The 26,907-nt window shown below is 61.2% G+C and carries 25 protein-coding genes and 1 pseudogene; 11 read left to right on the top strand and 15 right to left on the bottom strand.

Features of this window, described 5'->3' with window-relative positions:
* Positions 1–3: 3 nt before the first annotated feature.
* The 3 genes from AC1DIS_RS00195 to cpaB form a co-directional block, all read right to left on the bottom strand.
* A complete protein-coding gene (locus tag AC1DIS_RS00195) occupies positions 4–1,284 on the bottom strand; it encodes a TadA family conjugal transfer-associated ATPase (RefSeq protein ID WP_018928399.1) in 1,281 nt (426 codons plus the stop codon).
* A complete protein-coding gene (locus AC1DIS_RS00190; protein WP_477744169.1) occupies positions 1,281–2,486 on the bottom strand; it encodes a CpaE/TadZ family protein in 1,206 nt (401 codons plus the stop codon). Before AC1DIS_RS00190 ends, AC1DIS_RS00195 begins: the two co-directional genes overlap by 4 nt.
* 86 nt (positions 2,487–2,572) lie before the next feature.
* The gene (gene cpaB, locus AC1DIS_RS00185; protein ID WP_018928397.1) at positions 2,573–3,505 is read right to left on the bottom strand and encodes a Flp pilus assembly protein CpaB; all 933 of its coding nucleotides are present in this window, start codon (positions 3,503–3,505) and stop codon (positions 2,573–2,575) included.
* Between the two features lie 327 nt (positions 3,506–3,832).
* On the opposite strand from cpaB, the gene AC1DIS_RS00180 reads away from it, so the two are divergent.
* Complete coding sequence (locus AC1DIS_RS00180; protein WP_064616077.1) at positions 3,833–4,030, top strand: Flp family type IVb pilin; 198 nt, start codon at positions 3,833–3,835, stop codon at positions 4,028–4,030.
* Between the two features lie 84 nt (positions 4,031–4,114).
* Positions 4,115–4,525, top strand: a complete 411-nt coding sequence (locus tag AC1DIS_RS00175) for a response regulator (RefSeq protein WP_064616078.1) — start codon at positions 4,115–4,117, stop codon at positions 4,523–4,525.
* A 42-nt stretch (positions 4,526–4,567) separates the two neighbouring features.
* Here the strand turns inward: AC1DIS_RS00175 and AC1DIS_RS00170 are convergent, their stop codons facing one another.
* Together AC1DIS_RS00170 and AC1DIS_RS00165 are read right to left on the bottom strand one after the other, a co-directional pair.
* Entirely contained in the window at positions 4,568–5,422 is an 855-nt protein-coding gene (locus AC1DIS_RS00170) for a MaoC family dehydratase (protein WP_064616079.1), read from the bottom strand.
* A 2-nt stretch (positions 5,423–5,424) separates the two neighbouring features.
* Positions 5,425–6,777: a 3-oxoacyl-ACP reductase gene (locus AC1DIS_RS00165; protein ID WP_086944030.1), complete on the bottom strand. Its 1,353-nt coding sequence runs from the start codon at positions 6,775–6,777 to the stop codon at positions 5,425–5,427.
* 192 nt (positions 6,778–6,969) lie between these two features.
* On the opposite strand from AC1DIS_RS00165, the gene AC1DIS_RS00160 reads away from it, so the two are divergent.
* Entirely contained in the window at positions 6,970–8,247 is a 1,278-nt protein-coding gene (locus AC1DIS_RS00160; RefSeq protein ID WP_064616081.1) for an acetyl-CoA C-acetyltransferase, read from the top strand.
* Here the strand turns inward: AC1DIS_RS00160 and AC1DIS_RS00155 are convergent, their stop codons facing one another.
* The gene (locus AC1DIS_RS00155) at positions 8,248–9,276 is read right to left on the bottom strand and encodes a bile acid:sodium symporter family protein (protein WP_086944029.1); all 1,029 of its coding nucleotides are present in this window, start codon (positions 9,274–9,276) and stop codon (positions 8,248–8,250) included.
* An 84-nt stretch (positions 9,277–9,360) separates the two neighbouring features.
* Between AC1DIS_RS00155 and AC1DIS_RS00150 the strand changes: the two genes are divergently transcribed.
* Positions 9,361–10,152, top strand: coding sequence for an AraC family transcriptional regulator (locus AC1DIS_RS00150; protein WP_064616082.1), 792 nt, complete (start codon positions 9,361–9,363; stop codon positions 10,150–10,152).
* A 179-nt stretch (positions 10,153–10,331) separates the two neighbouring features.
* Here AC1DIS_RS00150 and AC1DIS_RS00145 read toward each other — a convergent pair whose 3' ends face one another.
* Both AC1DIS_RS00145 and AC1DIS_RS00140 read right to left on the bottom strand, forming a co-directional pair.
* Positions 10,332–11,060 (bottom strand): methyl-accepting chemotaxis protein, encoded by a 729-nt coding sequence (locus AC1DIS_RS00145; RefSeq protein ID WP_370694720.1) that lies wholly within the window; start codon positions 11,058–11,060, stop codon positions 10,332–10,334.
* A 129-nt stretch (positions 11,061–11,189) separates the two neighbouring features.
* A pseudogene (locus AC1DIS_RS00140) lies at positions 11,190–12,278 on the bottom strand (cache domain-containing protein); the annotation flags it as partial.
* Between the two features lie 444 nt (positions 12,279–12,722).
* Here AC1DIS_RS00140 and AC1DIS_RS00135 point away from each other — a divergent pair.
* Both AC1DIS_RS00135 and AC1DIS_RS00130 read left to right on the top strand, forming a co-directional pair.
* On the top strand, positions 12,723–13,616 hold the full coding sequence (locus AC1DIS_RS00135; RefSeq protein ID WP_086944028.1) for a PA4780 family RIO1-like protein kinase: 894 nt from the start codon (positions 12,723–12,725) through the stop codon (positions 13,614–13,616).
* A gap of 72 nt (positions 13,617–13,688) precedes the next feature.
* Complete coding sequence (locus AC1DIS_RS00130; protein WP_477748563.1) at positions 13,689–14,906, top strand: MFS transporter; 1,218 nt, start codon at positions 13,689–13,691, stop codon at positions 14,904–14,906.
* On the opposite strand, the gene cueR is transcribed toward AC1DIS_RS00130, so the two are convergent.
* The 3 genes from cueR to AC1DIS_RS00115 form a co-directional block, all read right to left on the bottom strand.
* Entirely contained in the window at positions 14,860–15,273 is a 414-nt protein-coding gene (gene cueR, locus AC1DIS_RS00125; RefSeq protein WP_007940146.1) for a Cu(I)-responsive transcriptional regulator, read from the bottom strand. The genes AC1DIS_RS00130 and cueR overlap by 47 nt on opposite strands.
* Positions 15,270–17,663, bottom strand: coding sequence for a heavy metal translocating P-type ATPase (locus AC1DIS_RS00120; RefSeq protein WP_477744167.1), 2,394 nt, complete (start codon positions 17,661–17,663; stop codon positions 15,270–15,272). Before AC1DIS_RS00120 ends, cueR begins: the two co-directional genes overlap by 4 nt.
* Before the next feature lie 94 nt (positions 17,664–17,757).
* On the bottom strand, positions 17,758–18,141 hold the full coding sequence (locus AC1DIS_RS00115; protein WP_018928385.1) for a hypothetical protein: 384 nt from the start codon (positions 18,139–18,141) through the stop codon (positions 17,758–17,760).
* Positions 18,142–18,302: 161 nt separating this feature from the next.
* On the opposite strand from AC1DIS_RS00115, the gene AC1DIS_RS00110 reads away from it, so the two are divergent.
* Complete coding sequence (locus AC1DIS_RS00110; protein ID WP_477744166.1) at positions 18,303–18,500, top strand: heavy-metal-associated domain-containing protein; 198 nt, start codon at positions 18,303–18,305, stop codon at positions 18,498–18,500.
* A 109-nt stretch (positions 18,501–18,609) separates the two neighbouring features.
* On the top strand, positions 18,610–19,806 hold the full coding sequence (locus AC1DIS_RS00105; RefSeq protein WP_019582302.1) for a multidrug effflux MFS transporter: 1,197 nt from the start codon (positions 18,610–18,612) through the stop codon (positions 19,804–19,806).
* Positions 19,807–19,814: 8 nt separating this feature from the next.
* Here the strand turns inward: AC1DIS_RS00105 and AC1DIS_RS00100 are convergent, their stop codons facing one another.
* The gene (locus AC1DIS_RS00100; protein WP_018928382.1) at positions 19,815–19,985 is read right to left on the bottom strand and encodes a hypothetical protein; all 171 of its coding nucleotides are present in this window, start codon (positions 19,983–19,985) and stop codon (positions 19,815–19,817) included.
* A gap of 163 nt (positions 19,986–20,148) precedes the next feature.
* A complete protein-coding gene (locus AC1DIS_RS00095) occupies positions 20,149–21,162 on the bottom strand; it encodes a zinc-binding alcohol dehydrogenase family protein (protein ID WP_477744165.1) in 1,014 nt (337 codons plus the stop codon).
* Positions 21,163–21,281: 119 nt separating this feature from the next.
* On the opposite strand from AC1DIS_RS00095, the gene AC1DIS_RS00090 reads away from it, so the two are divergent.
* From AC1DIS_RS00090 to AC1DIS_RS00080, 3 genes are all read left to right on the top strand, one after another.
* Entirely contained in the window at positions 21,282–22,211 is a 930-nt protein-coding gene (locus AC1DIS_RS00090; RefSeq protein WP_477744164.1) for a LysR family transcriptional regulator, read from the top strand.
* A gap of 316 nt (positions 22,212–22,527) precedes the next feature.
* Positions 22,528–23,262: an ArsR/SmtB family transcription factor gene (locus AC1DIS_RS00085; protein ID WP_477744163.1), complete on the top strand. Its 735-nt coding sequence runs from the start codon at positions 22,528–22,530 to the stop codon at positions 23,260–23,262.
* Between the two features lie 136 nt (positions 23,263–23,398).
* A complete protein-coding gene (locus tag AC1DIS_RS00080) occupies positions 23,399–24,781 on the top strand; it encodes an MFS transporter (protein WP_086944024.1) in 1,383 nt (460 codons plus the stop codon).
* Positions 24,782–24,836: 55 nt separating this feature from the next.
* Here the strand turns inward: AC1DIS_RS00080 and AC1DIS_RS00075 are convergent, their stop codons facing one another.
* Both AC1DIS_RS00075 and AC1DIS_RS00070 read right to left on the bottom strand, forming a co-directional pair.
* On the bottom strand, positions 24,837–25,790 hold the full coding sequence (locus AC1DIS_RS00075) for an adenosine deaminase (protein ID WP_477744162.1): 954 nt from the start codon (positions 25,788–25,790) through the stop codon (positions 24,837–24,839).
* Positions 25,791–25,871: 81 nt separating this feature from the next.
* Complete coding sequence (locus AC1DIS_RS00070; protein ID WP_305411026.1) at positions 25,872–26,837, bottom strand: isopenicillin N synthase family dioxygenase; 966 nt, start codon at positions 26,835–26,837, stop codon at positions 25,872–25,874.
* Between the last annotated feature and the right edge of the window lie 70 nt (positions 26,838–26,907).

Genomic DNA, 26,907 nt, shown 5'->3' with positions numbered 1-26,907 from the left:
CCCTCAATACGCCAAGGGAGAGAGTGCCGACTCGCGACGCAGTTTGTCGCCGGCGGGGTTGGCCGCCTCGCGCAGAAAACCGCGGCCGGTGTGTCGGTCGAAGCGGAACAGGGTGTTGGTCACGTAGACGTCGTCACGAATACCGACGACCTCCACCACTTCGCTGACGCAGCGGCGGCCATCGGGCAGGCGCGTGAGTTGGATCACTACGTCCAGCGCCGCGCAAATCATTTGCCGCAGGGTGCGTTCGGCGATGAGCCGTCCGGTCAGGCCCACCAGCGTCTCCAGGCGCAACAGTGCATCCTGGGCGTTGTTGGCGTGCACGGTGCTCATGGAGCCGTCGTGCCCGGTGTTCATGGCGGTGAGCACGTCGACCACTTCGACGCCGCGAATCTCGCCGAGGATGATCCGGTCCGGGCGCATCCGCAGCGCGTTGCGAATCAGGTCGCTGGCCTTCACTTCGCCGTGGCCTTCGGCATTCGGCGGTCGGGTTTCCAGGCGCACCACGTGAGGATGGCCGAGTTGCAGTTCGGCGACGTCTTCGATGGTGACCAGCCGTTCGTGAGGGGCGATCAATTGGCTGAGAATGTTCAGCAGTGTGGTCTTGCCGGTACCGGTACCGCCGCTGACCAGGATGTTGCAACGCTTGCCCACAGCCTCCTGAATGAACTCGAAGATCGCCTGGTCGATGGTTTGCATCGCCATCAGGTCGGTGCTTTTGAGCATGTCCTTGCGGAACTTCCGAATCGACAGGCATGGGCCGTCGAGGGCGATCGGTGGAATGATCGCGTTGACCCGACTGCCATCGGGCAGGCGTGCATCGACCATCGGCGAAGACTCATCAAGCCGTCGGCCCAGGGGCGCGAGAATCCGTTGCATGACCCGCTCGACGTGGTGGTCGTCGATGAACCGCAGGTCACTGAGGTGCAACACTCCCTCACGTTCGACGAACACCCGGTGCGGGCCGTTGACCAATATTTCGGTCACCGCCGAGTCGCGCAGCAGCACTTCCAGCGGACCGAAACCGGTGAGTTCGTCGACGATTTCTTCCGCCAGCCGTTCCATCTCGTAGCGGGAAATCGCCAGGTGCAGACGGGCGATGTATTCGGCGACTTTGTCGGTGACGAACTGCGACAGCATGGGCCGCGACCCTTCCAGCAGGTTTTTCCCGGACTCTTCGATGGCGTCGATGATGTAGCGGTGCAGCACCAGCTTCAGGCCTTCGTGGTCGGTATTGCCGGTCGGCCCGTGCGAGGGCGCGCCGAAGAGTTTTTCCCCGCTCATTGCACGCCCCTCAACCGGTTGAACCAGCCGGCCTTGGGTTTATCCAGGCTTTCGGAGCGTTTGGCCAGCCATTCGCCGAGGGCACGCAGGCTTTGGGTCAGGCCCTCGCGCGGGGCCAGTTCGAACAGGCTCAGCCCCTGATTCTTGGCGTTGAGCCGCACTTCCGGGCTGTAGGCAAACACCGCGATCACCTCCATGCCGAAAGTTTTGCCCAAGGTGTCGGAGTCCGGCGGGACGCTGCGCAGGTAGCGGTCCACCAGCAGTCTGGCGTGGTCGAGCTTCAGGCCTTTTTCGCGCCAGCGGCTGAGCACCTCAAGGTTGCGTCGGCAGTCGAGCACGTTTTGATCGGTGTACCACAGCAACTTGTCGCAATGGCTGACGAAGGTGCGCAATGCTTCACTGTCCGACTGGCCGGTGAGGTTCACCACGATGTGCTGGAAATGTTGGCGCAAGGCACTGAGCAGCATGTACAGCTCGGCGGCGCTGGTCTGTTCGAGCGGTTCATCGTTGCTGGCGTAGGCGAGGATTCGCAGCCCGGCGTCGCAGGTAGTGAAGGCGCTGTCGATCAGCGTTGCGTCGAGGCGCCTGAGGTGGCGCAATGCATCGCCGAAATGAAACGAACTCTCCAACCCCAGCAAGGCCAGGCTGTCGCCACGGGGCAGCCCCAGATCCAGCAACAGCGTTTGCTGGCCGCTCTTTTGCACCACGTGCGCCAGGTGGTTGGCGAGCAACGCGCCGTCGCCATTGCCCTGCGCGCCGTAAAGTACGGTCAGGCCACCTTGTGGAATCTGTTGGGTGTTCGGCGCCACGGTCGGCAGGCGTTTACTCAGGCGTCGCACCAGGCCGGCGACTTCGCTGGACCGCGAGCCGTAAGAGACAAAATCCCGTGCTCCGGCGCGCATGGCGTTGAGCACCAGTTGGTTGTCCATGCCGTCGCCCAGGGCCACGATCGCCAGCATCGGTTTGGCTTCCAGGGCTCCCTCGATCAACGCGCTCTGGGCCACCACATGCTCATGGTCCAGGCCCACGAACACCAGGCTGGCGAAGGTCACGTCCACCAGTGTCAGGAGCTCGTCGAGGTTGCCGCCCCCGGCGCTGATCACTCGACCCAAAGGGGCGAGCGCCCCTTGCAGCCACTCGAAGTCGGTGTTGTTGCGTGTGATCGCGAGGAAGGTCTGGCTCAGGTTCTGGCTTTGGCTCATTGCGATAATCCGCCGTGTTTATCGACGTGGCCGTTTTCGAGGAAGTGCGGCGTGAAACTTCTGCGCATGGAGAGTCCTCGCTCGATTCAGGGCGTTTGTTGGGTGACGGCATTGCCGCGAATGACTTCCACGCTCGGCTTGCGAGGTGCTGCGCCTCTGGGGGCGGGGGATTGTGGAGTGCCGGCCAGGGCCAGTTGACTGAACTGCACCAGCTCGCGGTTGGCGTTGGCCAGGCTCGCCGATGAGTCACCACGGCCGGCCCAGTATTGGCTCAGGCGTTGTTCTTCGGCGCTGCGCACAGCCAGACGCAAAACCCCGACCTGCGCCGCGAGCATCAGGCGGCTCAAGAGGGATTCAGGGACGGCGAGCAACACGGTGCGGGCGCTGGTGCGCAGTTGTTCCTGCTTGAGTTTCTCTTCATGGCTGAGTGCCGGGTTGGCAGGCTTGCCATCATTCGTCAGCCCCAACTGCTCGCCGACCCCGAGTACGCGCAACGCCGGGACCACGACCTGGGCCGACTGCTGGAGGTTGTTGGTGTCCATGCGCAGAAACAGCAGCACATCGACATAATCGCCGGGGCTCAATTGGCCGCCGACATTGATCACATCATCCGCCGCCACGGCGAGGGCGCGTTCATCGGCGCGGATCATCCGCGCCAGCGTACCGCCGGCTTCGAAACTCTGATCATTGAGCCAACTGCCGGCGGTGAGCGCGCGCCAGGGTGTACGGCCAATGGCTTGTTCGAGACGGGTCAGGCAGCCCACCGGGGCGGTACGCAGTTTTTCCAGGGTCACGTCGGCGGCGGTGATCTGCTCGAACGGTGCGATATCACGCAGCAGCACCACCACCGGTTGGCGGGTCGGGTCGTCCACCGAGGCCAGTATCGAGGGCGTTGATGTGCCGATTTGTGCGACAGGCTCGGGGGCCGGTTGGCGACTCAGCGCCAGCCCCCAGTAACCGGCAATGATGGCGCCTGCCAGAAACAGCCCGGCCAGGCCCAGGGTGACGCGGCTGTTCATGAAGGCTCTCCCCCTTTCCTGCGGCGTAACGCCCCCAAGCCTTCTAACGAGATGACTTCGTAATCAGGCAGTTATGAACGTGGGACTGTTTCGCTATTTGACGGTAGCGCAGGTAAAGCAAAATGCCATCACTGAGCGGTAAATATCTGACAAAAGTAACGGGCTGATGCCCAAAGTACTGTTTTGTGACGTTAATCAACCGGTTACTGCTTAAGTATTAATGCGTTCTTACAGTTGTTGGGCATGGGTTTGCCGACAATGCTGATGCTGGCATATGGGAATCATGTTGCGGCAGTGCAACAACCGCTGTCATTCAGGAGACGCGTCATGTCCTTCTCTAAAACGGTTCAGAAGATCAAATCCCACATCGCTTTTTACAAAGACCTTGCCAAAGACACCGAAGGTGCTTCGGGCATCGAGTACGCAATCATTGCAGGCATGGTGGCCGTGGTGCTGGCAACGTTTGTGGCACCTATCTCCACGGCGGTCACCACAATGTTCAACACGATTTCAGCTGCGCTTTGATTTGAAGACTGGCACAGGCAGTCATTTGCCAATCCTGCAAAGGGCTTCTAACGTCATGGCTTAGTCCATTGCAGGTGTTGCCCCATGAACGCTCCAACCCTCCCTCGGCAACAGCTTCTTCTGGTCGATGATGAGGAGGATGCGTTACTGGAACTGGCGGAGTTGCTGGAGGGCGAGGGTTTTACGTGTTTTACGGCAACGTCGGTCAAGCTCGCCCTGCATCATTTGACTCGTCATCCTGATATTGCGCTGGTGATTACTGATTTGCGGATGCCGGAGGAAAGCGGCATCTCGTTGATCAAGCGTCTGCGTGAGCACACGGCTCGTCAGCATTTGCCGGTGATTGTGACGTCGGGGCATGCGGATATGGAGGATGTGAGTGACATGTTGCGGTTGCAGGTGCTGGATCTGTTTCGCAAGCCGATCTATCACGTGCGTTTGTTGGATACGTTGAATAATTTGTTTCCGCAGCCTCGGGGTTTGCTGAGTTCCTGAGCGTACTGTGGCGAGGGGGAAAGCCCCCCTCACCACAATCCATCAGGCAACCGGCCGCCACTGCCCCGCCATATGCTCGATCTCCCCGGCCCCCATCAACTGGAAGTCCCCACTGGACCCCGCCGCGCTGGACATCAGCGTCACTTCGCTGGGCAAACGCACCGGTTTTCTGAACTGCACCGCAATCTCGACGTTGGCCGTCGGTAGATGATCGCTCAGGGCAGCCAGGGTGCGCGCCTTGTTCCACAGGCCATGGGCGATGGCGCTGGGAAAGCCGAAGAGTCTGGCGCTGATCGCGCTCAGGTGAATCGGGTTGTAGTCTCCAGACACTTTGGCGTACCGGCGACCAATGTCCGCCGGTGCTTTCCAGTGGGCCACTTCGGTCAGCGACAAGGTCGTTGCAAACGCTTGCTCGACAGGCTCGCCTGCCAGTTTGACCCCGCGACAGAGCATCTGGCTTTCGGCTTCCCACAGCAGCCCCAATTGGTCGTCGAGCGTCGTCACTAACTCGAAGGTCGCGCCCTTGGCATGGGGTTGCAGGTTCTGCACCTTCACGCTGACCCGCACGCGGCTCACGCCACCCATGGGGCGCAAGATGCGGATGCGATTGCTCAAGTGAATCAGCCCCAGCAGCGGGAAGGGAAACGCCTTGGCGGTGAGTAGTTGCATCTGCAAGGCAAACGCCAGGATGTGCGGATACGTCGGTGGCAGCAGCCCGTTGTCGGCGAAACCACACACTTTGCGATAAGCCTCCAGGCGTTTCGGATCGACGTTGACCCAACAGTGATAACCCAGCTCAGGCAGTGTGGTGCCGGTGATTTTGCGTCGCGTCGCCGCTCTCAAATACAGCGTCTGCAGGCCCGGTTCGCTATTGAGTGTGTGCCAGTCGGTGGTCATGGTCAGGCTCCCAACACGCTTTGCCCGCACACGCGCAGTGCTTGCCCGGTAAACGCTCCGGTGCCCGGTTGTGCCATCCAGGCCACGGCTTCGGCGACGTCTTGCGGCAGGCCGCCCTGGCCCAACGAACTCAAGCGCCGCCCGGCTTCGCGTACGCCGAAGGGCAGGTGCGCGGTCATCTGGGTTTCGATAAACCCTGGCGCCACCGCGTTGATGCTGATGCCGCGCCCTGCCAGCAGTGGCGCCCAGGCCTGGGCCAGGCCAATCAGCCCGGCCTTGCTCGCGGCGTAATTGGTTTGCCCGCGATTGCCGGCGATGCCGCTGATGGACGCCAACAGGATCACTCGGCCGTCGTCGCGCAGCGTGCCGCTGTCGAGCAGCGCCTTGGTCAGCACTTGCGGTGCGTTGAGGTTGACTGCCAGCACCGCGTCCCAGAACTCCGGCGTCATGTTGGCCAGGGTTTTGTCCCGGGTGATGCCCGCGTTGTGCACCACGATATCGACGCCGTCCGGCAAGTGTTCGATCAGTTGCGTGGCGGCGTTTTCGGCGCAGATGTCCAGGGTGATGCTGCGTCCGCCGAGGCGAGCGGCCAGGGCGTCGAGGTCGGTTTTGGCCGGCGCCACGTCGAGCAGGATCACCTCGGCGCCGTCCCGGGCCAGGGTTTCGGCGATCGAGGCGCCGATGCCCCGGGCTGCCCCGGTTACCAGTGCCTTGCGCCCTGACAAGGGGCGTGTCCAGTCCATCACCTGCGTCGCACACGCCTTCAAACGTATGACTTGTCCGGAAATGAACGCACTTTTGGGCGAGAGGAAAAATCGCAACGGGCCTTCGAGTTGATCTTCGGCCCCTTCGCCGACATAGATCAGCTGCAAGGTGCCGCCGTTGCGCAGTTCCTTGGCCAGCGAACGGCTGAACCCTTCCAGCGCCCGTTGGGTGCTGGCGGCGAACGGGTCGCTCAAGGTCTCTGGCGCGCGACCGAGAATCACCAGGTGCGCATGGTGATCGAGATTTTTCATCAGTGGCTGGAAGAATTCGCGCAGCTGTTTCAACTGATCGACCTGCACCAGGTCACTGGCGTCGAACACCACGGCTTTGAGTTTCTGGCCGTGGCCGGGAATCCACGCGGTGGCCAGGGTCGGATCGGTGCCGTAGCTGTAAATCGTGTCGGTCAAGCGGTTGGCGAGGGTGCTGATTTTTTCCGTCAGCGGGCCACCGCCAATCAACAGCGCCCCCTCGACAGGCCGCAATCGGCCTGCTTGCCAGCGTTCCAGCCGTACCGGCGACGGTAGACCCAGGGCAGCGACCACACGATGGCCGATGGACGAATTGGCGAAATCGATATAGCGGTCAGACATGAATCACGCTCCAGAAGCCGGGGTTAAAAGTGTGGACCAGGAATGGCAATTAGTCGTTCGATCCACGAGATAAGGCCTACGCTTGAACATTGCAGGTTGGTTTGAGCTTGGGTTTAGCAGGTCTTTCAGGAATTGCAGCCCGCTCCCACAGGGATGTGTGTTCACCATTGACTATCAGAAGGAGCTTTTTTCATGACTCAGCTGCGTCGCGTCGCGATTATCGGTGGTAACCGTATTCCTTTTGCCCGTTCCAACGGGCCGTACGCCACTGCCAGTAACCAGGCGATGTTCACCGCAGCGCTGGAAGGCCTGATCGAGCGCTATAACCTGCACGGTGTGCGCATGGGCGAAGTGGCCGCCGGGGCCTTGCTCAAGTATTTGCGCGACTACGGCCTGACCCGTGAATGCGTATTGGGCTCGCGGTTGTCGCCGACGACGCCGGCCTACGACATCCAGCAGGCCTGCGGTACGGGGCTGGAGGCGACGTTGTTGGTGGCGAACAAAATCGCCCTGGGGCAGATTGAATGTGGCATTGCCGGTGGTGTCGACACGGCCTCGGACGTGCCGATCGGCGTCAACGAAGACTTGCGCAAGATTCTCTTGCAAGCCAACCGTGCCAAAAGCACCGCTGACAAACTGAAAACCTTCCTGCAGTTGCGTCCCCGACACCTGATCCCGGACTTTCCAAGTATCGGCGAGCCGCGCACCGGCCGGTCGATGGGCGAACACTGTGAATTGATGGCCCAGACCTGGGGCATCCCGCGTGACGAGCAGGATCGGCTGACCCTCGAAAGCCATCAGAAACTGGCGGCGTCCTACGCCGAAGGCTGGCACAACGATCTGATGACGCCGTTCCTCGGCCTGACCCGGGACAACAACCTGCGCCCGGAGCTGACCCTGGAAAAACTCGCCTCACTGAAACCGGCCTTCGAGAAAAGTGCCAAGGGCACCCTGACCGCGGGCAACTCCACGCCACTCACCGATGGCGCGTCGGTGGTGCTGCTGGGCAGTGAGGAATGGGCGAAGGAGCGCGGTTTGCCGGTGCTTGCCTATTGGCGCGATGGCGAGGCGGCGGCGGTGGATTTCGTCAACGGTGCCGAAGGGCTGCTGATGGCGCCGGTGTATGCGGTGCCGCGATTGCTGGCGCGCAACGGCCTGACCTTGCAGGATTTCGATTACTACGAAATCCACGAAGCGTTTGCCGCGCAGGTGCTGTGTACGTTGAAGGCCTGGGAAGATCCGGAGTATTGCAAAACCCGCCTGGGCCTCGACGCGGCGCTGGGTTCCATCGACCGCAGTCGCCTCAACGTCAAAGGCAGTTCACTGGCCGTCGGGCATCCGTTTGCCGCCACCGGTGCGCGCATCGTCGCCAACCTGGCGAAGCTGCTGGACGCGGCGGGCAAGGGCCGAGGGTTGATCTCGATCTGCGCCGCCGGCGGTCAGGGCGTGACGGCGATTATCGAGCGCTGATTATTGAGGGCTGAGCACTGCGGCGTTTTGCTGCGCGGCCAGTTGCCGGTTGCGGTTGGCGTAACCCTCGGCCATCACCGAGCACACGATCAGCTGCAACGGGTGGTAGATCATGATTGGCAGCAGGATCAACCCAAGGCCGGGGTTGGCACCAAAGATCAACGCCGCCATCGGTGCTCCGGCCGCCAGGGATTTTTTGCTGGCGCAGAACACCGCGGCGATCTCGTCGGCGGGGCTGAACTTCAGCGCGTGGGCGGTGCGGGTGGTCATCCACAGGATGATCGCCAGCAGAATCGCGCTGCCAATCAACGCCGTGAGAATCACGCTGTTGCCCTGTTGCTGCCACATCCCCGAGACCATCGAGTTGCAGAACGCCGAGTACACCAGCAGCAGGATCACCAGCTTGTCGGCGATGTTGGTGTAGCGCTTGTGCCGAGCGAAAAACCTGCCCAGCCATGGCCGCAGCAATTGCCCGAGTACCAGCGGCAACAACAGCATCGCGCACAGGTCGAGCAGGGTTGAACCCAGGTCGATGCCGCCAGCGCCGCTGCCGACCACGAAACTCACCAGCAACGGTGTCAGGAAAATCCCCAGCACGCTGGACAGGCTCGCGTTGAGAATCGCCGCCGGTACGTTGCCGCCCGCGCTGCCGGTCAGGGCCACGGACGAAGAGATGGTCGAGGGCAGGGCGCAGAGGTAGAGGAAACCGAGCATCAACAACGATGGAATGTGTGAGCCCAGCAGTGTGTCGCTCAGCAGCCAGATCAACGGAAACACCGCAAAGGTGAAGACTTGAACCATCACGTGCAGCTTCCAGTTTTTCAGCCCGTGGCGGATCTGCTCGCTGGAGAGGTTGATCCCGTGCAGGAAGAACACCAGGAACACGCCGATGTTGATTACATACTCAGCGTGCATCCCGCCGCCGGTAGCGCCGAAGGTCGGGAAGAAATACGCCAGCAGCGTGGCGATCAGCATGCCGCACAAGAACCAGTCGGTGACCACGCGTTTAAGGTGTTTGAAGGCATGCATAACCGGCACCGAATCCATTTGTAAGAATTGATGACTTAGCCTAACGTCGGCCCTATCAGCCGTCTTGCGACATAAGGCCAATCAATGCCGACTAACGGACAACTTACCCTCGAGCGGACCATCCCGGCGCTGACGGTGTTGCCGCGTCCGTTGTATGCGCGGGCGGAAAGCCTGAACGCCGGTTCGTGGACGCCGCCTCATCGTCATGATTGGGTGCAGTTTTCCTACGCCATCAGCGGCGTTCTCGGCGTGCATACCGCCGAGGGCAGTTTCTTTGCGCCGCCGCAGTGGGGCATCTGGATTCCGGCGGATCTCGAACATCAGGTCGTGACCTCGATGCGTGCCGAAATGCGCAGCCTGTATGTGCGCCGCGAGGACTGCCAATGGGCGGACGGGCGTTGCCGGGTGCTGGAAGTCACGCCTTTGGCGCGGGAGCTGATCAAGCGCTTTTGCCAGTTGCCGGTGGAGTATCCACAGGGCGACAGTCAGGAGGCGCGATTGGTGGGCGTGCTGCTCGATCAGTTGGCGAGTCTGCCGGAGGTGGGGTTTTCCTTGCCGCTGCCCCGGCATGAGCGACTGCTGGGTTTGTGCAACGAACTGATCGAAAGTCCCGAGTGCTCGGTGACCTTGCAGGAATGGGCCGAGCGTTTGGGCATGTCGGAGAAAACCCTGATGCGGCTGTTTCAGCGCGAGACCGGGTTGAGCTTCCGCAGTTGGCGGCAGCGCATGCGGCTGCTGTCGTCGTTGAGTTTGCTGGAGGAGGGGGACAGCGTGACCAATGCCGCGCTGTCTTGCGGGTATGACTCGACGTCGGCGTTTATTGCGGCGTTCAAGGGGTTGTTCGGGTTTACCCCCGGGGAGTTGTTCAAGCAGTAATTGTGGCGAGGGAGCTTGCTCCCGCTGGAGCGCGAAGCGGTCCCAATTCAGCCAACGCGGTGCATTAGATATTCCGCGTTTGCCGGTTTACGACTGCTTCGCAGCCGAGCGGGACGGTGCGGCGATCCGACAAGCTCCCTCGCCACAGGTATCGGTTTCGACCAGTTGGATCAGTGACTTCAGGTTCTGAAGCGGCGAACCAACCCGTCCAGCTCATTCGACAACCCTGCCAGGCTCTGAGAATCCAGCCGCGCCGAGTTTGCCAATTCCGCCACCAACTGCGCATCGCCATGAATCTGGCTGATATGCCGATTGATGTCCTCGGCCACCTGATGCTGTTCCTCAGCCGCCGTGGCGATTTGAGTATTCATGTCACGAATCACATCCACCGACTCACGGATCTGCCCAAAGCTGCTGCGCGCTTCACCGATGCGGGTCACCGATTGCTGAGACACCTCCAGGCTCGCATGCATCTGCTGTGTTACCTGACTGGTGCGCTTGGCCAGGTTGCCCAGCAGGCCGTCGATTTCCGCCGTGGAATCGGCAGTTCGTTTGGCCAGGGCGCGAACTTCATCCGCCACCACCGCAAAGCCACGACCCTGTTCACCGGCCCGGGCTGCTTCGATGGCCGCGTTCAGGGCCAACAAGTTGGTCTGTTCGGCGATGGAACGGATGGTCCCGAGGATCGACTGAATGTCGTTGCTGTCACGCTCAAGCTGTTGCATCGATTGTGCCGACTGTTCGATTTCCTGGCTCAAGCGATCGACACTGCTCACCGCGGCATCGATCTGCTGCTGGCCTTCACGGGCCTGGCGCTGACCGCTGTCGGCCGACTCGGCGGCCTGGCTGCAAGAGCGCGCGACTTCGTTGGCGGTGGCGACCATTTCGTGGAACGCCGTGGACACCATGTCCACCGCTTCACGCTGACGCCCGGCGGCTTCGGCCATGTCGCTGGACACTTGGGTCGAACTCTTGGAGGTGGCGAGGATCTTGGTCGCGGCGCCGCCGATGCTCTGAATCAGGTTGCGGATCGCCGCCAGAAACTGGTTGAACCAGTTGGCCAGTTGCGCGGTTTCATCGCTGCCACGGATGTGCAGGTTCTTGGTCAGGTCGCCTTCGCCCTGGGCGATGCCTTCCAGACCGCTGGCCACGCTGCGGATCGGCCGCACGATCAGGCTGGCGAAACTGGCGCCGACGATGGCGAAGAACACCGCCAGTACCGCCGCGATGATCGCGATCAGCCAGGTCAGTTGAGTGGCCGAGCTCATCACGTCGGTCTGCTTGATCAGGCCGATAAAGGTCCAGCCCAGTTGCTCCGACGGCCAGACGTTGGCCATGTAGCGCTCGCCATTGAGCTCAACCTCTACCAGCCCTTTGCCGGCCTTGCCGAGTTGCGCGTAACCGTCGCCGAGGCTGCTCAGTGCTTTGAAGTTGTGTTCCGGCTGCTTGGGATCGACCAGTATGGTGCCGGTGTTTTCCACCAGCATCAGGTAGCCGGTTTCGCCGAGTTTGATCTGTTTGACGATTTCAGTGAGCTGCTTGAGCGTCACGTCGATGCTGACCACGCCGCCATTGCTGCCCAGTTTGTTATCGATGGTGCGCACGGTGCTGACGTAGGTCGCGTCATCCTGGGCCCAGTAATAGGCCTCGGTGCGAAGCGGCTTGCCCGGCTTGGCCTGGGCCGCCTTGTACCACGGGCGCTGGCGCGGGTCGTAATTGCTCAGCTTCGCATCGTCCGGCCAGGACACGTAACCGCCCGCCGCCGTCCCGAGAATCGCGTAGGCGTAGGCCGGGTGGCTGTTGCCAAGGTCCTGGAGGAGGGCGAAGACCTTCTTGTCCATTTCGCCTTGGGGAATGCTCTCGGCGTTGGCACTCATGTAGGTCTTGAGGCTGTCGTCGGAGTTCTTGATCAGCGGTTGGGTCGCCAGGTAGTCAACGTTCTGGCTGATGCCATCAAAGAACAGCTGCATGGCATTGCTGACCTGACGAATCTCGCGGCCACTGCCGTCGACAAAATTGTCCTTGGCATCACTGCGCAAGTTCAGCACGACGAGGGTGGCGACCAGCACCACGGGCARGCAGGCGATGATTGCAAACGCCCAGGTCAACTTCTGTTTGATGTTCATCCGCGCTCCAGTTTTTCTTGTAGGCCCACGCAGTACTGATGACTCGCGGATTATTGGCAGCCGAAAACGTTTGATACGCCCCGATCCTTGAGCGCGCCTTCTTGATTGTTGTTGAGGCGATTGTCAGACAATTCCTTTTCTCTCTAATGACTTCGGCTGAAGCGCGGGGAAATTGAGGTCTTTTGAGAAAAATCCTGCGAACGCCAGGGATCGAGGTTAGATTCTGTCGCAAATACCTTGGCACTCCGTCGTCAACAAGTGGTTCTCGCTCAGCTATGATCCGGGGCGGTCGATGAGTTTTGCCTGATTAATCCGGCACATTGTGTGCTTCTTGATGTTCATGGGAACGTTCATAGGTCGGCAACCCCTCCCCCGAATGAGAGGATTGCCGTATAACGAATGACTTTCGCGTGTTTGGTAATAAAGGACCCACAATAAAAGCTGATGAAGACTCCAAAACGCATTGAACCCCTGATCGAGGACGGTCTGGTCGACGAGGTGCTGCGCCCACTCATGAGTGGTAAAGAAGCAGCTGTTTATGTGGTGCGCTGCGGCAACGAGCTGCGTTGTGCCAAGGTCTACAAGGAGGCGAACAAACGCAGTTTTCGTCAGGCGGCCGAGTATCAGGAAGGTCGCAAGGTGCGCAACAGCCGGCAGGCTCGCGCAATGGCCAAGGGCTCCAAGTTTGGCCGCAAGGAAACCGAAGACGCCTGGCAGAACGCCGAAGTGGCGGCGCTGTTCCGCCTGGCCAGTGCCGGGGTGCGGGTGCCCAAGCCGTATGACTTCCTCGAAGGCGTGCTGCTGATGGAGCTGGTGGCCGACGAGTACGGCGATGCCGCGCCACGCCTGAACGATGTGGTGCTGGAGCCGGATCAGGCACGCGAATATCACGCCTATCTGATTTCGCAAATCGTGCTGATGTTGTGTACCGGTCTGGTGCACGGTGACCTGTCCGAGTTCAATGTGCTGCTGACGCCGACCGGCCCGGTCATCATCGATCTGCCGCAAGCAGTGGATGCGGCGGGCAACAACCACGCGTTCAGCATGCTTGAGCGGGACGTGGGCAACATGGCGTCGTACTTCGGACGCTTCGCGCCGGAGTTGAAACGCACCCGGTACGCCAAGGAAATGTGGGCATTGTACGAAGCCGGCACCTTGCACCCGGCTAGCGTGTTGACCGGCGAGTTCGACGAGCCGGAAGAACTGGCGGACGTCGGCGGGATCATGCGCGAGATCGAGGCGGCCCGTCTCGACGAAGAGCGTCGCCAAGCGATTCGGGCGGCGGACGATGCGCCACCGAGCAAAGCCGAAGAACCGCCTCCGCCGTGGATGCAGTGATCGGTTGACCCAAAACCCGGCTTTGGCCGGGTTTTTTACACCAGCAATACCCCGCACACTCAAGGACTGAATGTGAACTCCATCCGCAATGCTCAGTTGATCATCGCCGCCCGGCTGATTTCGGACTTCGGCGCTTTCCTCAACATGGTCGCCCTGGCTACCTACGTCTACCTGCTCAGCAATAGCGCCATGAGCGTCGGCATCTTCCTCGCCAGCCGTGTCGCCGGGGGAATCCTGGCCAGCCTGATCGGCACCCGGTTCTATCGCCGCTGGGCCGGGCGCCTGCCGCTGATTGCCTTCGATCTGCTGCGCGCCGGTTTGCTGGGTCTGCTGCTGGTGCTGCCGGTCAGCCAACAAGCGTTGCTATTACCGCTGATCGCGTTTGGCCTGGGGTTTGGTAATTCGATGTTCGCCATCGGCCTCAACAGCCAGTTGCCGCACCTGATCGAAGAGGCGCAATTACTCAAGACCAACGCCTGGATAACCTCAGCGTCGTCTGCGGCGATGGTCAGCGGGAGTCTGGTGGCCGGGTTGTTGGTGGCGGGATTTGGCTTTGAAACAGTATTTGCATTGAACGTGGTCACGTACCTGCTGGCAGCRCTGCTGATTGTGCCACTGCGGTTTTGCGGACCGGCCCCCAGCTGTGATGAACCTCTTCACAAACAGGGCGAATGGCAGGCCTTGCGCCAGGGTTTGCGCACGGCGCCGGTACTGGCGGCGATGCTGGCCGTTGCCATGGCCGACACCCTGGGCAGCGCCGCGCACAACGTCGGTCTTCCAATCATTTCAAAACTGCTCACACCCGAGTCGGCCAGCAACACCCTGGGCCTGATGCTGGCGGTGTGGGCCTGCGGCAAGTTCATCGGTGCGCGAATCGCCAGTCGCCTGAAAGGCACGGACAACGCGCACCTTGAGCGGCGATTTTTCTTTGGCGTGTTGCTGATGTCCTGCGGTTTCATCCTGACGTTTCAGCAGCAGACCCTGTACGGTTTGCTGCTGTTTTCGTTGCCCGCCGGGATAGGCGACGGGTTCTCGGAGGTTGGCCTGATGTCGCGCCTGCAACGTGAGCCGGACAGCCTGCGCCTGCCGATTTTCAGTTTTCTGACGCTGCTGCAAATGACCGGGTTCGGCGTCGGCATGTTGATCGCCGCGCCGTTCTATTCCTGGTGGACACCCGGCGCGGTGGTGTTGTTGTTCCACGGCATTCCCCTCACCCTGTTGCTGGTGGTGAAGGGGTTGGCGCTCAAGAATGAGCGGGTTCGACGCAGCAACCCGAGGCCAGCTCCTTGAGAATCGGGCAGTCCGGGCGGTGGTCGCCGTGGCAGTGTTCTACGAGGTCTTGCAGGGTGTCGCGCAACTGACCAAGTTCGCGAATTTTCTGGTTCAGCTCATCGATGTGCTGACGGGCCAAGGCCTTCACATCGGCACTGGCGCGCTGGCGATCCTGCCAGAGGGTCAGTAGTTTGCCGACTTCTTCCAGTGAAAAACCCAAGTCCCGAGAGCGCTTGATGAACGCCAGGGTGTGCAGGTCGTCGTCGCCATAGACCCGGTAGCCACTGTCGGTGCGATGGGCCGCCTTGAGCAGGCCGATGGATTCGTAATAGCGGATCATCTTCGCGCTCAGACCGCTCTGGCGGGCCGCTTGGCCAATGTTCATCGGTTGTCCTCCAGGTCTTTGGGCTTCCAGGTTTTCAACAGTAACGCATTGCTGACCACGCTGACGCTCGACAGCGCCATGGCCGCGCCGGCCAGCACCGGGTTGAGGAAGCCGAATGCCGCCAGTGGCAGGCCGATCAGGTTATAGACGAAGGCCCAGAACAGGTTCTGGCGAATTTTCGCGTAGGTCTTGCGGCTGATCTCCAGCGCCGCCGGCACCAGCCGTGGGTCACCGCGCATCAGAGTGATACCGGCAGCGTGCATGGCGACATCGGTGCCGCCGCCCATGGCAATGCCGATGTCAGCAGCAGCCAGGGCCGGGGCGTCGTTGATGCCGTCGCCGACCATCGCCACCACGCCGGTTTTTTTCAGCGCGGCGACGGTGGCGGCTTTGTCCGCCGGCAGTACTTCGGCGTGAACATCCTTGATGCCCAGCGCTTGGGCGACGACTTTGGCGCTGCCGCGGTTATCGCCGGTCAGCAGGTGGCTGCTGATATTGCGGGCGCTTAGGCGTTGCACCGCTTGCAGGGCACCGGGCTTGAGCGTGTCACCGAAGGCGAACAGGCCCAGCACCCGAGGTTCGGGGCTTTGTTCGATCAACCAGGACAGCGTCCGGCCTTCGGTTTCCCAAGCGCTTGCGGAGTCAGCCAATGGTCCGGCATTCAAGCCACTTTCTTCCAGCAAACGCCGATTGCCCAGGGCCAATCGCCGACCAGCGAGGCTGCCGGCAATGCCGCGCCCGGTCAGCGATTGACTGTCGCTGACATCGGCCACGGTCAAGCCGCGTTCGGCGCAGGCATCCAGCACCGCCTTGGCCAGCGGGTGCTCACTGCCGCGTTGCAGCGCTCCGGCCATTTGCAGCAAGGCGGCTTCGTCACCCTCGATGGCACTCAAATGTGCGATGCGCGGCGTGCCCGAGGTCAGTGTGCCGGTCTTGTCGAACACCACGGCGCTGACTTCGTAGGCGCGCTCCAGGGCTTCGGCGTCCTTGATCAGAATTCCGTGGTGCGCCGCCACACCGGTGCCTGCCATGATTGCGGTCGGAGTGGCCAACCCGAGCGCACAAGGACAGGCGATCACCAACACCGCGACGGCGTTGATCAATGCAGTTTCCAGCGGCGCGCCATACAGCCACCAACCAACCAGGGTCGCCAGTGCAATCAGCAGCACCACGGGCACGAACACCTGGCTGACTTTATCCACCAGTTTCTGGATCGGCGCTTTCGCCGCCTGCGCGTCTTCGACCAGGCGGATGATCCGCGCCAGCACGGTTTCTGCGCCGAGCGCCATGGTCCGCACCAGCAGCCGACCTTCACCGTTGATCGCACCGCCGGTGACCTTGTCCCCCGGAGCTTTGGGCACCGGCAGGCTTTCGCCGCTGATCAATGCTTCATCGGCGTGGCTCTGGCCTTCCACCACTTCGCCATCCACCGGGAAGCGCTCGCCGGGTTTTACCAGAACCAGATCGTTGAGGCGCAAAGCGCTGATCGCAACCTCCTGCTCGCGGCCGTCGATCACTTGAATGGCTCGCTCCGGACGCAAGGCTTCGAGGGCGCGGATGGCGCTGGCGGTCTGGCGCTTGGCGCGGCTTTCCAGGTATTTGCCCAGCAACACCAAGGCAATCACCACCGCCGAGGCTTCGAAATACAGGTGCGGCATGCGACCGGCAGCGGTGGCCCACTCGTAAACGCTCAAGCCGTAGCCGGCGCTGGTGCCCAGAGCCACCAGCAAATCCATGTTGCCGGCACCGGCGCGCACGGCTTTCCACGCAGCGACATAGAAGCGGGCGCCGAAGACGAATTGCACCGGCGTTGCCAGCGCGAACTGCACCCACGCCGGGAGCATCCAGTGCACACCGAAAGGTTGCAGCAGCATCGGCAGCACCAGCGGCAAGGCGAGGGCGATGGCCGCCAGCAAGGCCCAGCGTTCGCGCTGCAGGCGTTGTTGCTGATTATCGGTTTGCGGGTGTTCGACTTCCCAGACGCGGGCGGAATAACCGGCCTTGGTCACGGCGCCGATCAAGGTTTGCGGATCGACCTGGCCGAGCAGCTCAAGGTGCGCCCGTTCGTTGGCCAGGTTGACGCTGACACTTTTCACTCCCGGCACCTTGGTCAGTGCCCGTTCGACGCGGCCGACGCAAGATGCACAGGTCATGCCGTCGATACTCAATTCAAGGGTCTGCTGCGGCACGCTGTAACCAGCCCGCTGCACGGCGTCCATCAAGGCCGGCAGGCTGTCACTGGGCGCTTGCACCCGGGCCTGTTCGGTGGCCAGGTTGACGCTGACGGCCGTGGCGCCGATGACTTTGCTCAAGGCACGCTCGACACGCCCGGCGCAACTGGCGCAGGTCATGCCGGCAATCGGCAGATCGAAAGTGGTGGATTCGGACATCGGTCACGCTCCCTGTAGAAATTGCCTACAGGATCAACCTTGCCATGCTGGCAAGGTCAAGTGCCATGTCTCAGATCAAAAGATCGCAGCCGACTCAGTATTCCAAAGCTGCAGGCTTGAGGTACATCCCTTCCTGCGTCATCGCAATCCGGAACTTCAACACATCCCCAGCCTTGAGTTTGATGTCCTGCGACCCCGGCGCGAGCATGCCCGGGTTGCAGCCCGGCGCCTGGCCCGGCAGCAGTTTGAGGCGCAGGGACACATTGCCCGGCGGCAGGTTGAACGAGGTGCTCTGTTCCTGGAACAGCCGCCCGGCCAACTGATCCTGGATGTACACGCCGATCTCGCAGGAAGTCGACACTTCCAGACGCTCGCGGGAAATGATCAGCACGCCGTAGTCCTCCCCGGCGGCTTGAACCGAAGGTGTCGCGGCAAAGAGGCTGAGGAAGCCAAACAGGCTGAGAGCTGACCAGCGCATGGCTGAATCTCCTGATGTCGAGTCATAGATGGACGCAGCTTGGCCGAGCGCGACGCCGATTGCCAGCCCGGCAGCTTGATTCAGAACTTGACCTTGCCATGGTGGCAAGCTCGAGACTGCGCGCAACCCTCATGTAAGGGCTTCATTAAAGGAGACGTCCCATGCAAGTGTTCAACGTTGAAGGCATGTCCTGCGGTCACTGCGTCAAGGCTATCACTGAGGCGCTGCAAGCCAAGGATCCGGCAGCCAGCGTACGCATCGATCTGGCGGCAAAAGAAGTCGGCGTAGAAACCGTGCTGACAGCCGATCAGGTAATCGCCGCCATCACTGAAGAGGGTTACGGGGTAAAACAGGCCTGAGCTATTTTTAATAGTTAGCGACCTATCGGAATGTTCAAGGCGTCCACGCCCGGCTAGACTGTCAGCCTGCCGATCCATGGCTAACCTGTCTGCCCAACCTGGACGCCTGATGAACCTGCGCACAATCCTGATTCTCGGCGCCTTGAGCGCTTTCGGTCCCCTGGCGATCGATTTCTACCTGCCGGCCTTCCCGGCGATGGCGCTCGCTTTCGGTACCGACGAAAAACACGTTCAACTGACCCTGGCGGCCTATTTCCTGGGGCTGTCCATCGGCCAACTGGCGTACGGCCCGGTGGCGGATCGCTTTGGGCGACGGCTTCCCTTGCTGACAGGTGTCGGTTTATTCACCGTGGCCTCATTGGCCTGTGCTTACGCGCCGAGTCTTGAGTGGCTGATCGGTGCCCGCTTTGTCCAGGCGCTGGGTGGTTGCGCGGGCATGGTGATCGCCCGGGCAGTGGTCAGCGATAAATGCGATGCGGTGGGGTCGGCGAAGGTCTTTTCGCAGTTGATGCTGGTGATGGGCCTGGCGCCGATTCTTGCGCCGATGCTGGGCGGGTTGTTGGTCAACACGACGGGTTGGCAGTCGATCTTTCTCGTGCTGACCGGTTTCAGTGCGCTGGCCGGGTTGGCGGTGGCTCTCGGGCTACCGGAAAGTCTACCGGCCCATGTGCCGCGCCAACCGTTGTCGGGCGCACTACGCCAGTACGGTCGGTTGCTGGCGGACCCGATATTCCTCGGTCATGCCCTGACCGGTGGTGTCGCCATCGCCGGGATGTTTGCCTACATCGCGGGCTCGCCGTTCGTCTTCATCAAACTCTATGGTGTGCCGGCCGAGCATTTCGGCTGGCTGTTCGGGATCAACGCGGCGGGGTTCATCCTGGTGGCCCAGGTCAATGCCCGGTTGCTGGCGAGACGCGGTCCGGCCTTCTTGCTGGCGCGCACTGTCTGGCTCTACCTGGCGGGCGGCCTGGCCCTGTTGGCGGTCAGCTCGCTGCACCCTGCGCACTTGTGGCCGTTGCTGATTCCGCTTTTTGTCTGCATCGCCAGCCTGGGTTGTATCGTGCCCAACGCCTCGGCCTGCGCGATGAGCGGCCAGGGCGCACGGGCGGGCAGTGCCTCGGCGATGCTCGGTTGCCTGCAATTCAGCGTCGCCGCCGGGGCCGCGGCGCTGGTGGGTGTTTTGCACGATGGCAGTGCCATGCCGATGGCCATGGTCATCAGCCTGTGCGCAATTGTGGTGGTGAGCGTGGCGATGCTCACCCGGCGTTTGCAGAATGCCCGGGCGTTGGAACAAGCCCAGGCCTGAGGACGGACTCAGCCAGCAGTGCGCTGCTGACGGCCGGGAATCTGATGGGGCGCGAGCAAGCGCGCTTCAAGCGTTTTAGTGAAGGCCAGGGCTTCGGCTTCACTGCGGAACGTCACAGCGTGTTGATCCAGGCGAACCTGCCAGCGGGATGTTGCCAATTCTTTTATCAGGATCTTCATTGCTGAGTTCCTCTTGTGAAAGACGTCTTGCAAAAGACATCACGTAAAAGATTGTTCGCAGAGTTTTCGATTGTAGACCTGAATACGATCGCAATTGTGACAACGATCAACTCTCTGACTGACGGCAAAAGATCGCTGGCGCAGCGATCTTTTGATCTTCGGGTCAGAACCCTTCAAGCACAATCTTGCCCTTGGACTTGCCGCTTTCCAGCCGTTCATGGGCGCGACGCAGGTTGGCGGCGTTGATGGTTCCGAAGTGCTCACCGACCGTGGTTTTCAGTGTGCCGGCATCGATCAGCCCGGCGACGCGGTTGAGCAGTTTGTGTTGCTCGATCATGTCGGCGGTTTCGAACAGCGAGCGGGTGTACATGAACTCCCAGTGCAGCGACAGGCTCTTGCGTTTGAGCTTGGTTACGTCCAGCGCCTTCGGATCATCGATCAGCGCCAGTTTGCCTTGCGGCGCCAATGCCTCCACCAATTGATCCAGGTGTTGGTCAGTCTGGGTCAGGCTGGCAACGTGGGTCACATGCTCGAACCCTGCACGTTTGAGTGCTTCACTCAGCGGCTGACTGTGATCGATCACCTGATCGGCGCCCATGTCACGCACCCAACTCTGGGTTTGGGCACGGGACGCGGTGCCGATGACTTTCAACCCGGTGAGCTGGCTGGCCAATTGCGTGAGGATTGAACCAACGCCCCCGGCGGCACCGACGATCAGCAGGCTCTGACCCTCATCGGTTTTGCCTTCGCGTATTTGCAGGCGTTCGAACAACAGTTCCCACGCGGTGATGGCGGTTAGCGGCAGGGCGGCGGCTTCGGCGAAACCAAGGGTCTTGGGCATATGGCCGACGATGCGCTCATCCACCAAATGAAGCTCGCTGTTGCCGCCGGCACGGACGATGGAGCCGGCGTAGAACACCTTGTCGCCGGCCTTGAACAAGGTCACTTCGCTGCCAACAGCCTTGACCACTCCCGCCACGTCCCAGCCCAGCACTTTGGCCGCGCCACCTTCAGGCTGTACGTTCTGGCGAATCTTGGTGTCCACCGGGTTGACCGAAATGGCTTTGACCTCCACCAACAGGTCGCAAGGGCCGGCGACCGGTTCTGGCAGTTCGATATCTTGCAGGGATTTTTCGTCGCTGATCGGCAGGGAGGCGAAGTAGGCAATGGCTTTCATAGTGGGATCCTGGGAGAGAGATGATTTCGATGGCACAGATGATTGGTTATTTCTCTGCAAGATAAAACCCGCTAAAAGAGCAGTCTCTTTCAACATTTTTTTGATAATCGGGGCTGAAGATGTTGCGTTTCGATGACTTGCAGTTGTTCGTTCGGGCGGCGGACCTGGGCAGTCTGTCGGCGGCGGCACGGGGGATGGATATGTCGGCGGCGGTGGCCAGCGCGGCGTTGAAGCGCATCGAACAACAACTTGGCGCACGCTTGCTCACCCGCTCTACCCGTAGCCTGCGCCTGACGGCCGAAGGCGAGGGCTTTCTGGAGTACGCCCGGGCCGCCTTGAGCAATCTCGATGAGGGCCGCCGTTTGCTGGCCAGTGGGCAGGATCAGGTCAGTGGGATTTTGCAGCTGTCGGCGCCTTCGGATTTCGGGCGCAACCTGCTGTTGCCATGGCTCGACGAGTTTCAGCGCGAGCATCCGAAACTCACCGTACGGTTGCTGCTGGGCGACCGCATCGCCGACCTGTTCCGCCAACCGGTGGACATCGCCTTGCGTTACGGCGAGCCGGAAGACTCGAGCCTGGTGGCCTTACCCATCGCACCGCAGAACCGCCGCGTGCTGTGTGCTGCGCCGAGTTATCTGGCCCGACATGGCGAACCACGGCAGCTGGAGCAATTGGCGCAGCACAATTGCCTGCTGTTTATGCTCGGTAGCCGGGTCCACGATCACTGGAGTTTTCACGACGGCAAACGCGAGGTGAGCCTGACCGTCAGCGGCGATCGCTTCAGTGACGATGCCGATGTGGTGCGGCTGTGGGCCGTGGCGGGAACGGGGATTGCGTATAAGTCCTGGCTCGATGTCGCCACCGATGTGCTCGCCGGTCGCTTGAAAGTGCTGATGCCTGAATTGCTCTGTGAGCGCGCACCGCTGAATTTACTGTGCGCCCATCGCGCACAATTGAGTAAGCCGGTGAACCTTTTGCGGGAAATGCTTGCCAGCCGATGCGCTCGGATAAGCAGTCAATTTCCGACGATATCGGGTGTCGATCATTAGTCGCAGGCAAATAGCGAAATTTCTGTCAGGAACTATCACCACCAATGGATTCCCGAGGGCAGGAACCGGCGGTTAACCCGCTTATACTAGCGCCCGCCTCATGTACGCGCCGTCGATCTCGCAATGGCGAGTCCACGTTCGAGTCGGTCAGACCCTACGGTCATCACCGGACCTTCGCTGCACCCGCGAAGCAATGGCCTGGGTGAGCGGGTGGCTTTGCCCGGCTTATGGCGGTTTTCGCGTCTTGGCCGAGGACACATTACTGGTCAAGATGTCTCTGAGCAGTAGACGAAACGATTCAACAGGGAGTGAATACATGGAACATGCACCTTGCATCAGCCAGATTGCCACGTTGCTGGCTGACCCAAAGCGCAGCGCAATGATGTGGGCCTTGATGGACGGCACGGCACGGCACACTGAGGAGCTGGCGTTGCTGGCGGGCCTGTCGCCGTCTTCGGCCAGTGCGCATCTGGGGCGCTTGTCCACCGGCGGTCTGTTGAAAGTCGAAACCCGTGGGCGCAAACGGTTTTTCCGGCTTGCCGCGCCCGAAGTCGGCGCCGCGATAGAAGCCCTGGCCAGTGCTACCCTGGCCAGCGCGCCTCGGGATATTCCAGAGGTGTTCAAACGCACGAGCCCTATCGCCAAACCTCAGGCGGCGCCTTCGTCACTGCTGCGGGCCCGACTCTGCGAYGACCATCTGGGAGGCACCCTGGCCGCGGATCTTTACCAGCGACTGCTGGATGCTGGCTGGATCGAGCAGCTCGATCAGCGGGTCATGATCACTCACAAGGGTTCCACGCAATTGGCAGCACGCGGTGTGTTCATCCAGGCGCTGGCCCACCGCAACGGCAGAGTCGTCTGCGCGTGCCCGGACTGGAGCGAAAGACGCCCGCACATGGGTGGTTCCTTGGGGGCTGCCTTGTTGCAACTGTTCATGCAGTCCGGCTGGTTGAGCCTGCCCAGCGATTCGCGAGCCTTGCAAATCACGGCCACGGGGCAACGTGAAATCCATCATTTCGCCAAGGAAACCGAGCTGGAAATGGCGCTTTAGAGCCATTGGGGGGCGATGTTCGGGATTCTGGGCTTCAGGCGTCGTTCAGAGCTGTGGGCAGGTCGTATCCAGCAATAACCCCCAGTCACTATCGCGCACACTCGATCCGGGGACTTTCAGATTGGGGGAAGGTGGCATGGAAACACGAAGCTTTAGCGCGGCAGAACGACTGGAACGGCTGCCCATCAGTGGTTATCACCGCATCATTTTCATCATCATTGCCTTGGCGTTTTTCTTCGACTCCATGGACCTGGCGATGATGACCTTCCTGCTAGGCTCGATCAAAACCGAGTTCGGCCTGAGCACGGCGCAGGCCGGGTTGCTGGCCAGTTCGAGTTTCTTCGGCATGGTGGTGGGTGCCTCGCTGTCCGGCATGCTGGCCGACCGCTTCGGGCGCAAACCGGTGTTCCAGTGGAGCATTGTGTTGTGGGGCATCGCCAGCTACCTGTGTTCCACGGCGCAGAACGTCGAAATGCTGACGTTGTTCCGAATCCTCTTGGGGATCGGCATGGGCATGGAGTTTCCAATTGCGCAGTCGATGCTGTCGGAGCTGATTCCGGCCAAGCGTCGTGGGCGTTACATCGCATTGATGGACGGCTTTTGGCCGCTCGGTTTCGTCGCGGCCGGGGTGCTGTCGTACTTCCTGTTGCCGGTGATTGGCTGGCGCGACATCTTTCTGGTGTTGGCGGTGCCGGCGGTGTTCGTCCTGGCGATTCGTTTTTTCATTCCTGAGTCACCGCGATGGCTGGAACAGGCCGGGCATCATGATGCAGCGGACACGGTTTTACACCGCATTGAAGAACGGGTTCGGGCTTCATTGGGCCGTTCGGATCTGCCTGAGCCGATTCGCCTGCCACGGGTGGCGAGTCAACCGGGCAACTTCTTCTCCGCGCTGCGGGAAATCTGGTCGGTGCAATATCGCCGGCGCACGATGATGATCTGGAGCGTGTGGTTCTTCGCCTTGCTGGGTTTCTATGGCCTGACGTCCTGGCTCAGTGCGCTGCTGCAACAGTCGGGTTTCGCCGTGACCCAGTCGGTGTATTACACGGTGCTGATTTCCCTCGGCGGGATTCCCGGGTTCCTCATGGCCGCCTGGCTGGTGGAGCGTTGGGGGCGCAAACCGGTGTGCGTCGTGACCTTGCTCGGCGGCGGGGTGATGGCGTTTCTTTATGGTCAGAGCGCGGTGTTCGGCGGCAACGTCAGCCTGTTGATCACATCGGGGCTGCTGATGCAGTTCTTCCTGTTCGGCATGTGGGCGGTGCTCTACACCTACACCCCGGAGTTGTACCCGACGTCGGCACGGGCCACGGGCTCGGGGTTCGCTTCGGCCATCGGCCGCGTGGGTTCGCTGCTCGGGCCAATGGTGACCGGGCTGGTGTTCCCGATGACGGGGCAGGGCGGGGTGTTTGCGTTGGGGGCGATGTGCTTTGCGATTGCGGCGGCAGTGGTGTGGATCTTCGGGATGGAAACCCGGGGCAAGACATTGGAAGAATTGAGCGAGCCGGTGATCATCAGTTAATCACCGAACCTGTAGGAGCGGGCTGGCCCGCTCCTACAGGTTTATCGGGTGACCTTTAAGGTTTCATCAACCGCGCATCCAGGCTGTTCTGCGCCAGACGCTTGGCCTGATCCTGGGTCATGCCCAGATCGGTGTACAGCGCGTGGAAGTTCTCGGTGACATAGCCACCGAAGTACGCCGGATCATCGGAGTTCACCGTGACCTTCACGCCGCGTTCGAGCATGTCGAGGATGTTGTGCTGGGACATGTGATCAAACACGCAGAGCTTGGTGTTCGACAACGGGCACACCGTCAGCGGGATCTGCTCATCGATGATCCGCTGCATCAAGCGCTCGTCTTCGATGGCGCGCACGCCGTGGTCGATGCGCTGGATTTTCAGCAGGTCGAGGGCTTCCCAGATGTACTCGGGCGGGCCTTCTTCACCGGCGTGGGCCACGGTCAGGAAGCCTTCGTGGCGGGCACGGTCAAATACGCGCTGGAACTTGCTCGGCGGGTGGCCCATTTCAGAGCTGTCCAGGCCCACGGCCACGAATGCATCACGGAACGGCAGCGCCTGGTCGAGGGTTTTCTGCGCTTCGTCTTCGCTCAAGTGGCGCAGGAAGCTGAGGATCAAACCGCTGGTGATCCCCAGTTGCTGCTCGCCATCTTTCAATGCGGCGGCGATGCCGTTGAGCACCACTTCGAACGGGATGCCACGGTCGGTGTGGGTTTGCGGGTCGAAGAACGGTTCGGTGTGAATCACGTTCTGTTCCTTGCAGCGCAACAGGTAGGCCCAGGTCAGGTCGTAGAAATCCTGGGAGGTGCGCAGCACATCGGCGCCCTGGTAATACAGGTCGAGAAACTCTTGCAGGTTGTTGAAGGCGTAGGCCTTGCGCAGGGTGTCGACGTCGTTCCACGGCAGGGCGATCTTGTTGCGTTCGGCCAGGGCGAACAGCAGCTCAGGCTCCAGCGAACCTTCCAGGTGCAAGTGCAATTCTGCCTTGGGCAGAGCGTTCAGCCAGTCGTACATTTTTGAAATCTCATCAAGTGCAATGGGGGCATTCTACAGATGCCCGCCGAAACAATGAGTAAAACCTGACCAGCCGGTTCATTACACGGCTTCCTGTTCCCGTCGATAAGCGTAGGTGTCGGCAAAGCGCGAGAGCAAGAATTCGGCGCAAGTGGTGGCCGGATACTTCGCCGGATGCTGTTCGTCCTGGCAACCGGGCAGGCATTCGATGGGGGTGTCGGGGTGTGGCTCGGCAAAGAACGGCATCGAGTACCGATCCACTCCCAGCGGGCTGATCACCCGATGTGGCGTCGACAGGTAACGGTCGTTGCTCCAGCGCGCCATCATGTCGCCGAGGTTGACCACGAACGTGCCTTCGATCGGCGGTGCATCGATCCATTCGCCTTTTACGTTGCGCACTTGCAAACCGCCAGCGGCGTCCTGGTAGAGCAGGGTGATGCAGCCGTAATCGGTGTGGGCGCCGGCGCCTTGCTGATCGCAGGAGCTGGCCGTGTGACGTGGCGGGTAATGAATCATCCGCAGCACGCTGACCGGCTCTTTGAAACGGCTATCGAAGAAGTCACGCTCGATGCCCAATGCCAGGGTCATGGCCCGCAGCAGGGTTTGCGCGAGTGCTTGCATGTCGACGTAGTGTTGCTCCATCAGCGCTTCCCAACCGGGCATCGACGGATGACGGTTGGGGCCGCGCAGGGGTTTGTCCACCAGCACCTCGGGATGATCGGCGGGCAGGTGCAGGCCCATGTCGAAGGTTTCTTTCAGGTCGCTGGGTTTGCTCGGGTCGAGTTGTTCGGTGGCGATGGCGCCATAGCCGCGGTGGTGGCGGGTCCGGGTGATGTCGATCTTGAGTTTTTCGGCGGCGGGCAGGGCGAAGAAGCGTTGGGCATGGTCGAGCACGGCCTCGATGCGCGACGGGGAGATCGGGTGGCCCTTGATATAGAAAAAGCCCCATTCGCGGCAGGCGCGGTCCATGTCTGTGGCGACCGATTGCCAGGCTTGAGCGTCATCGCTGTAGAGCGGGGCGATGTCGATGATCGGGAGTCGGTTCATGCGAAGTCCTGCATCCAGCAGATGAGCTGTTATGTGGGAGCGAGCCCGCTCCCACAGGGTTTTGTGTTCC

Source organism: Pseudomonas sp. 05N433 (assembly GCF_056396925.1).
This window is presented reverse-complemented; position numbering and strand designations above follow the sequence as displayed.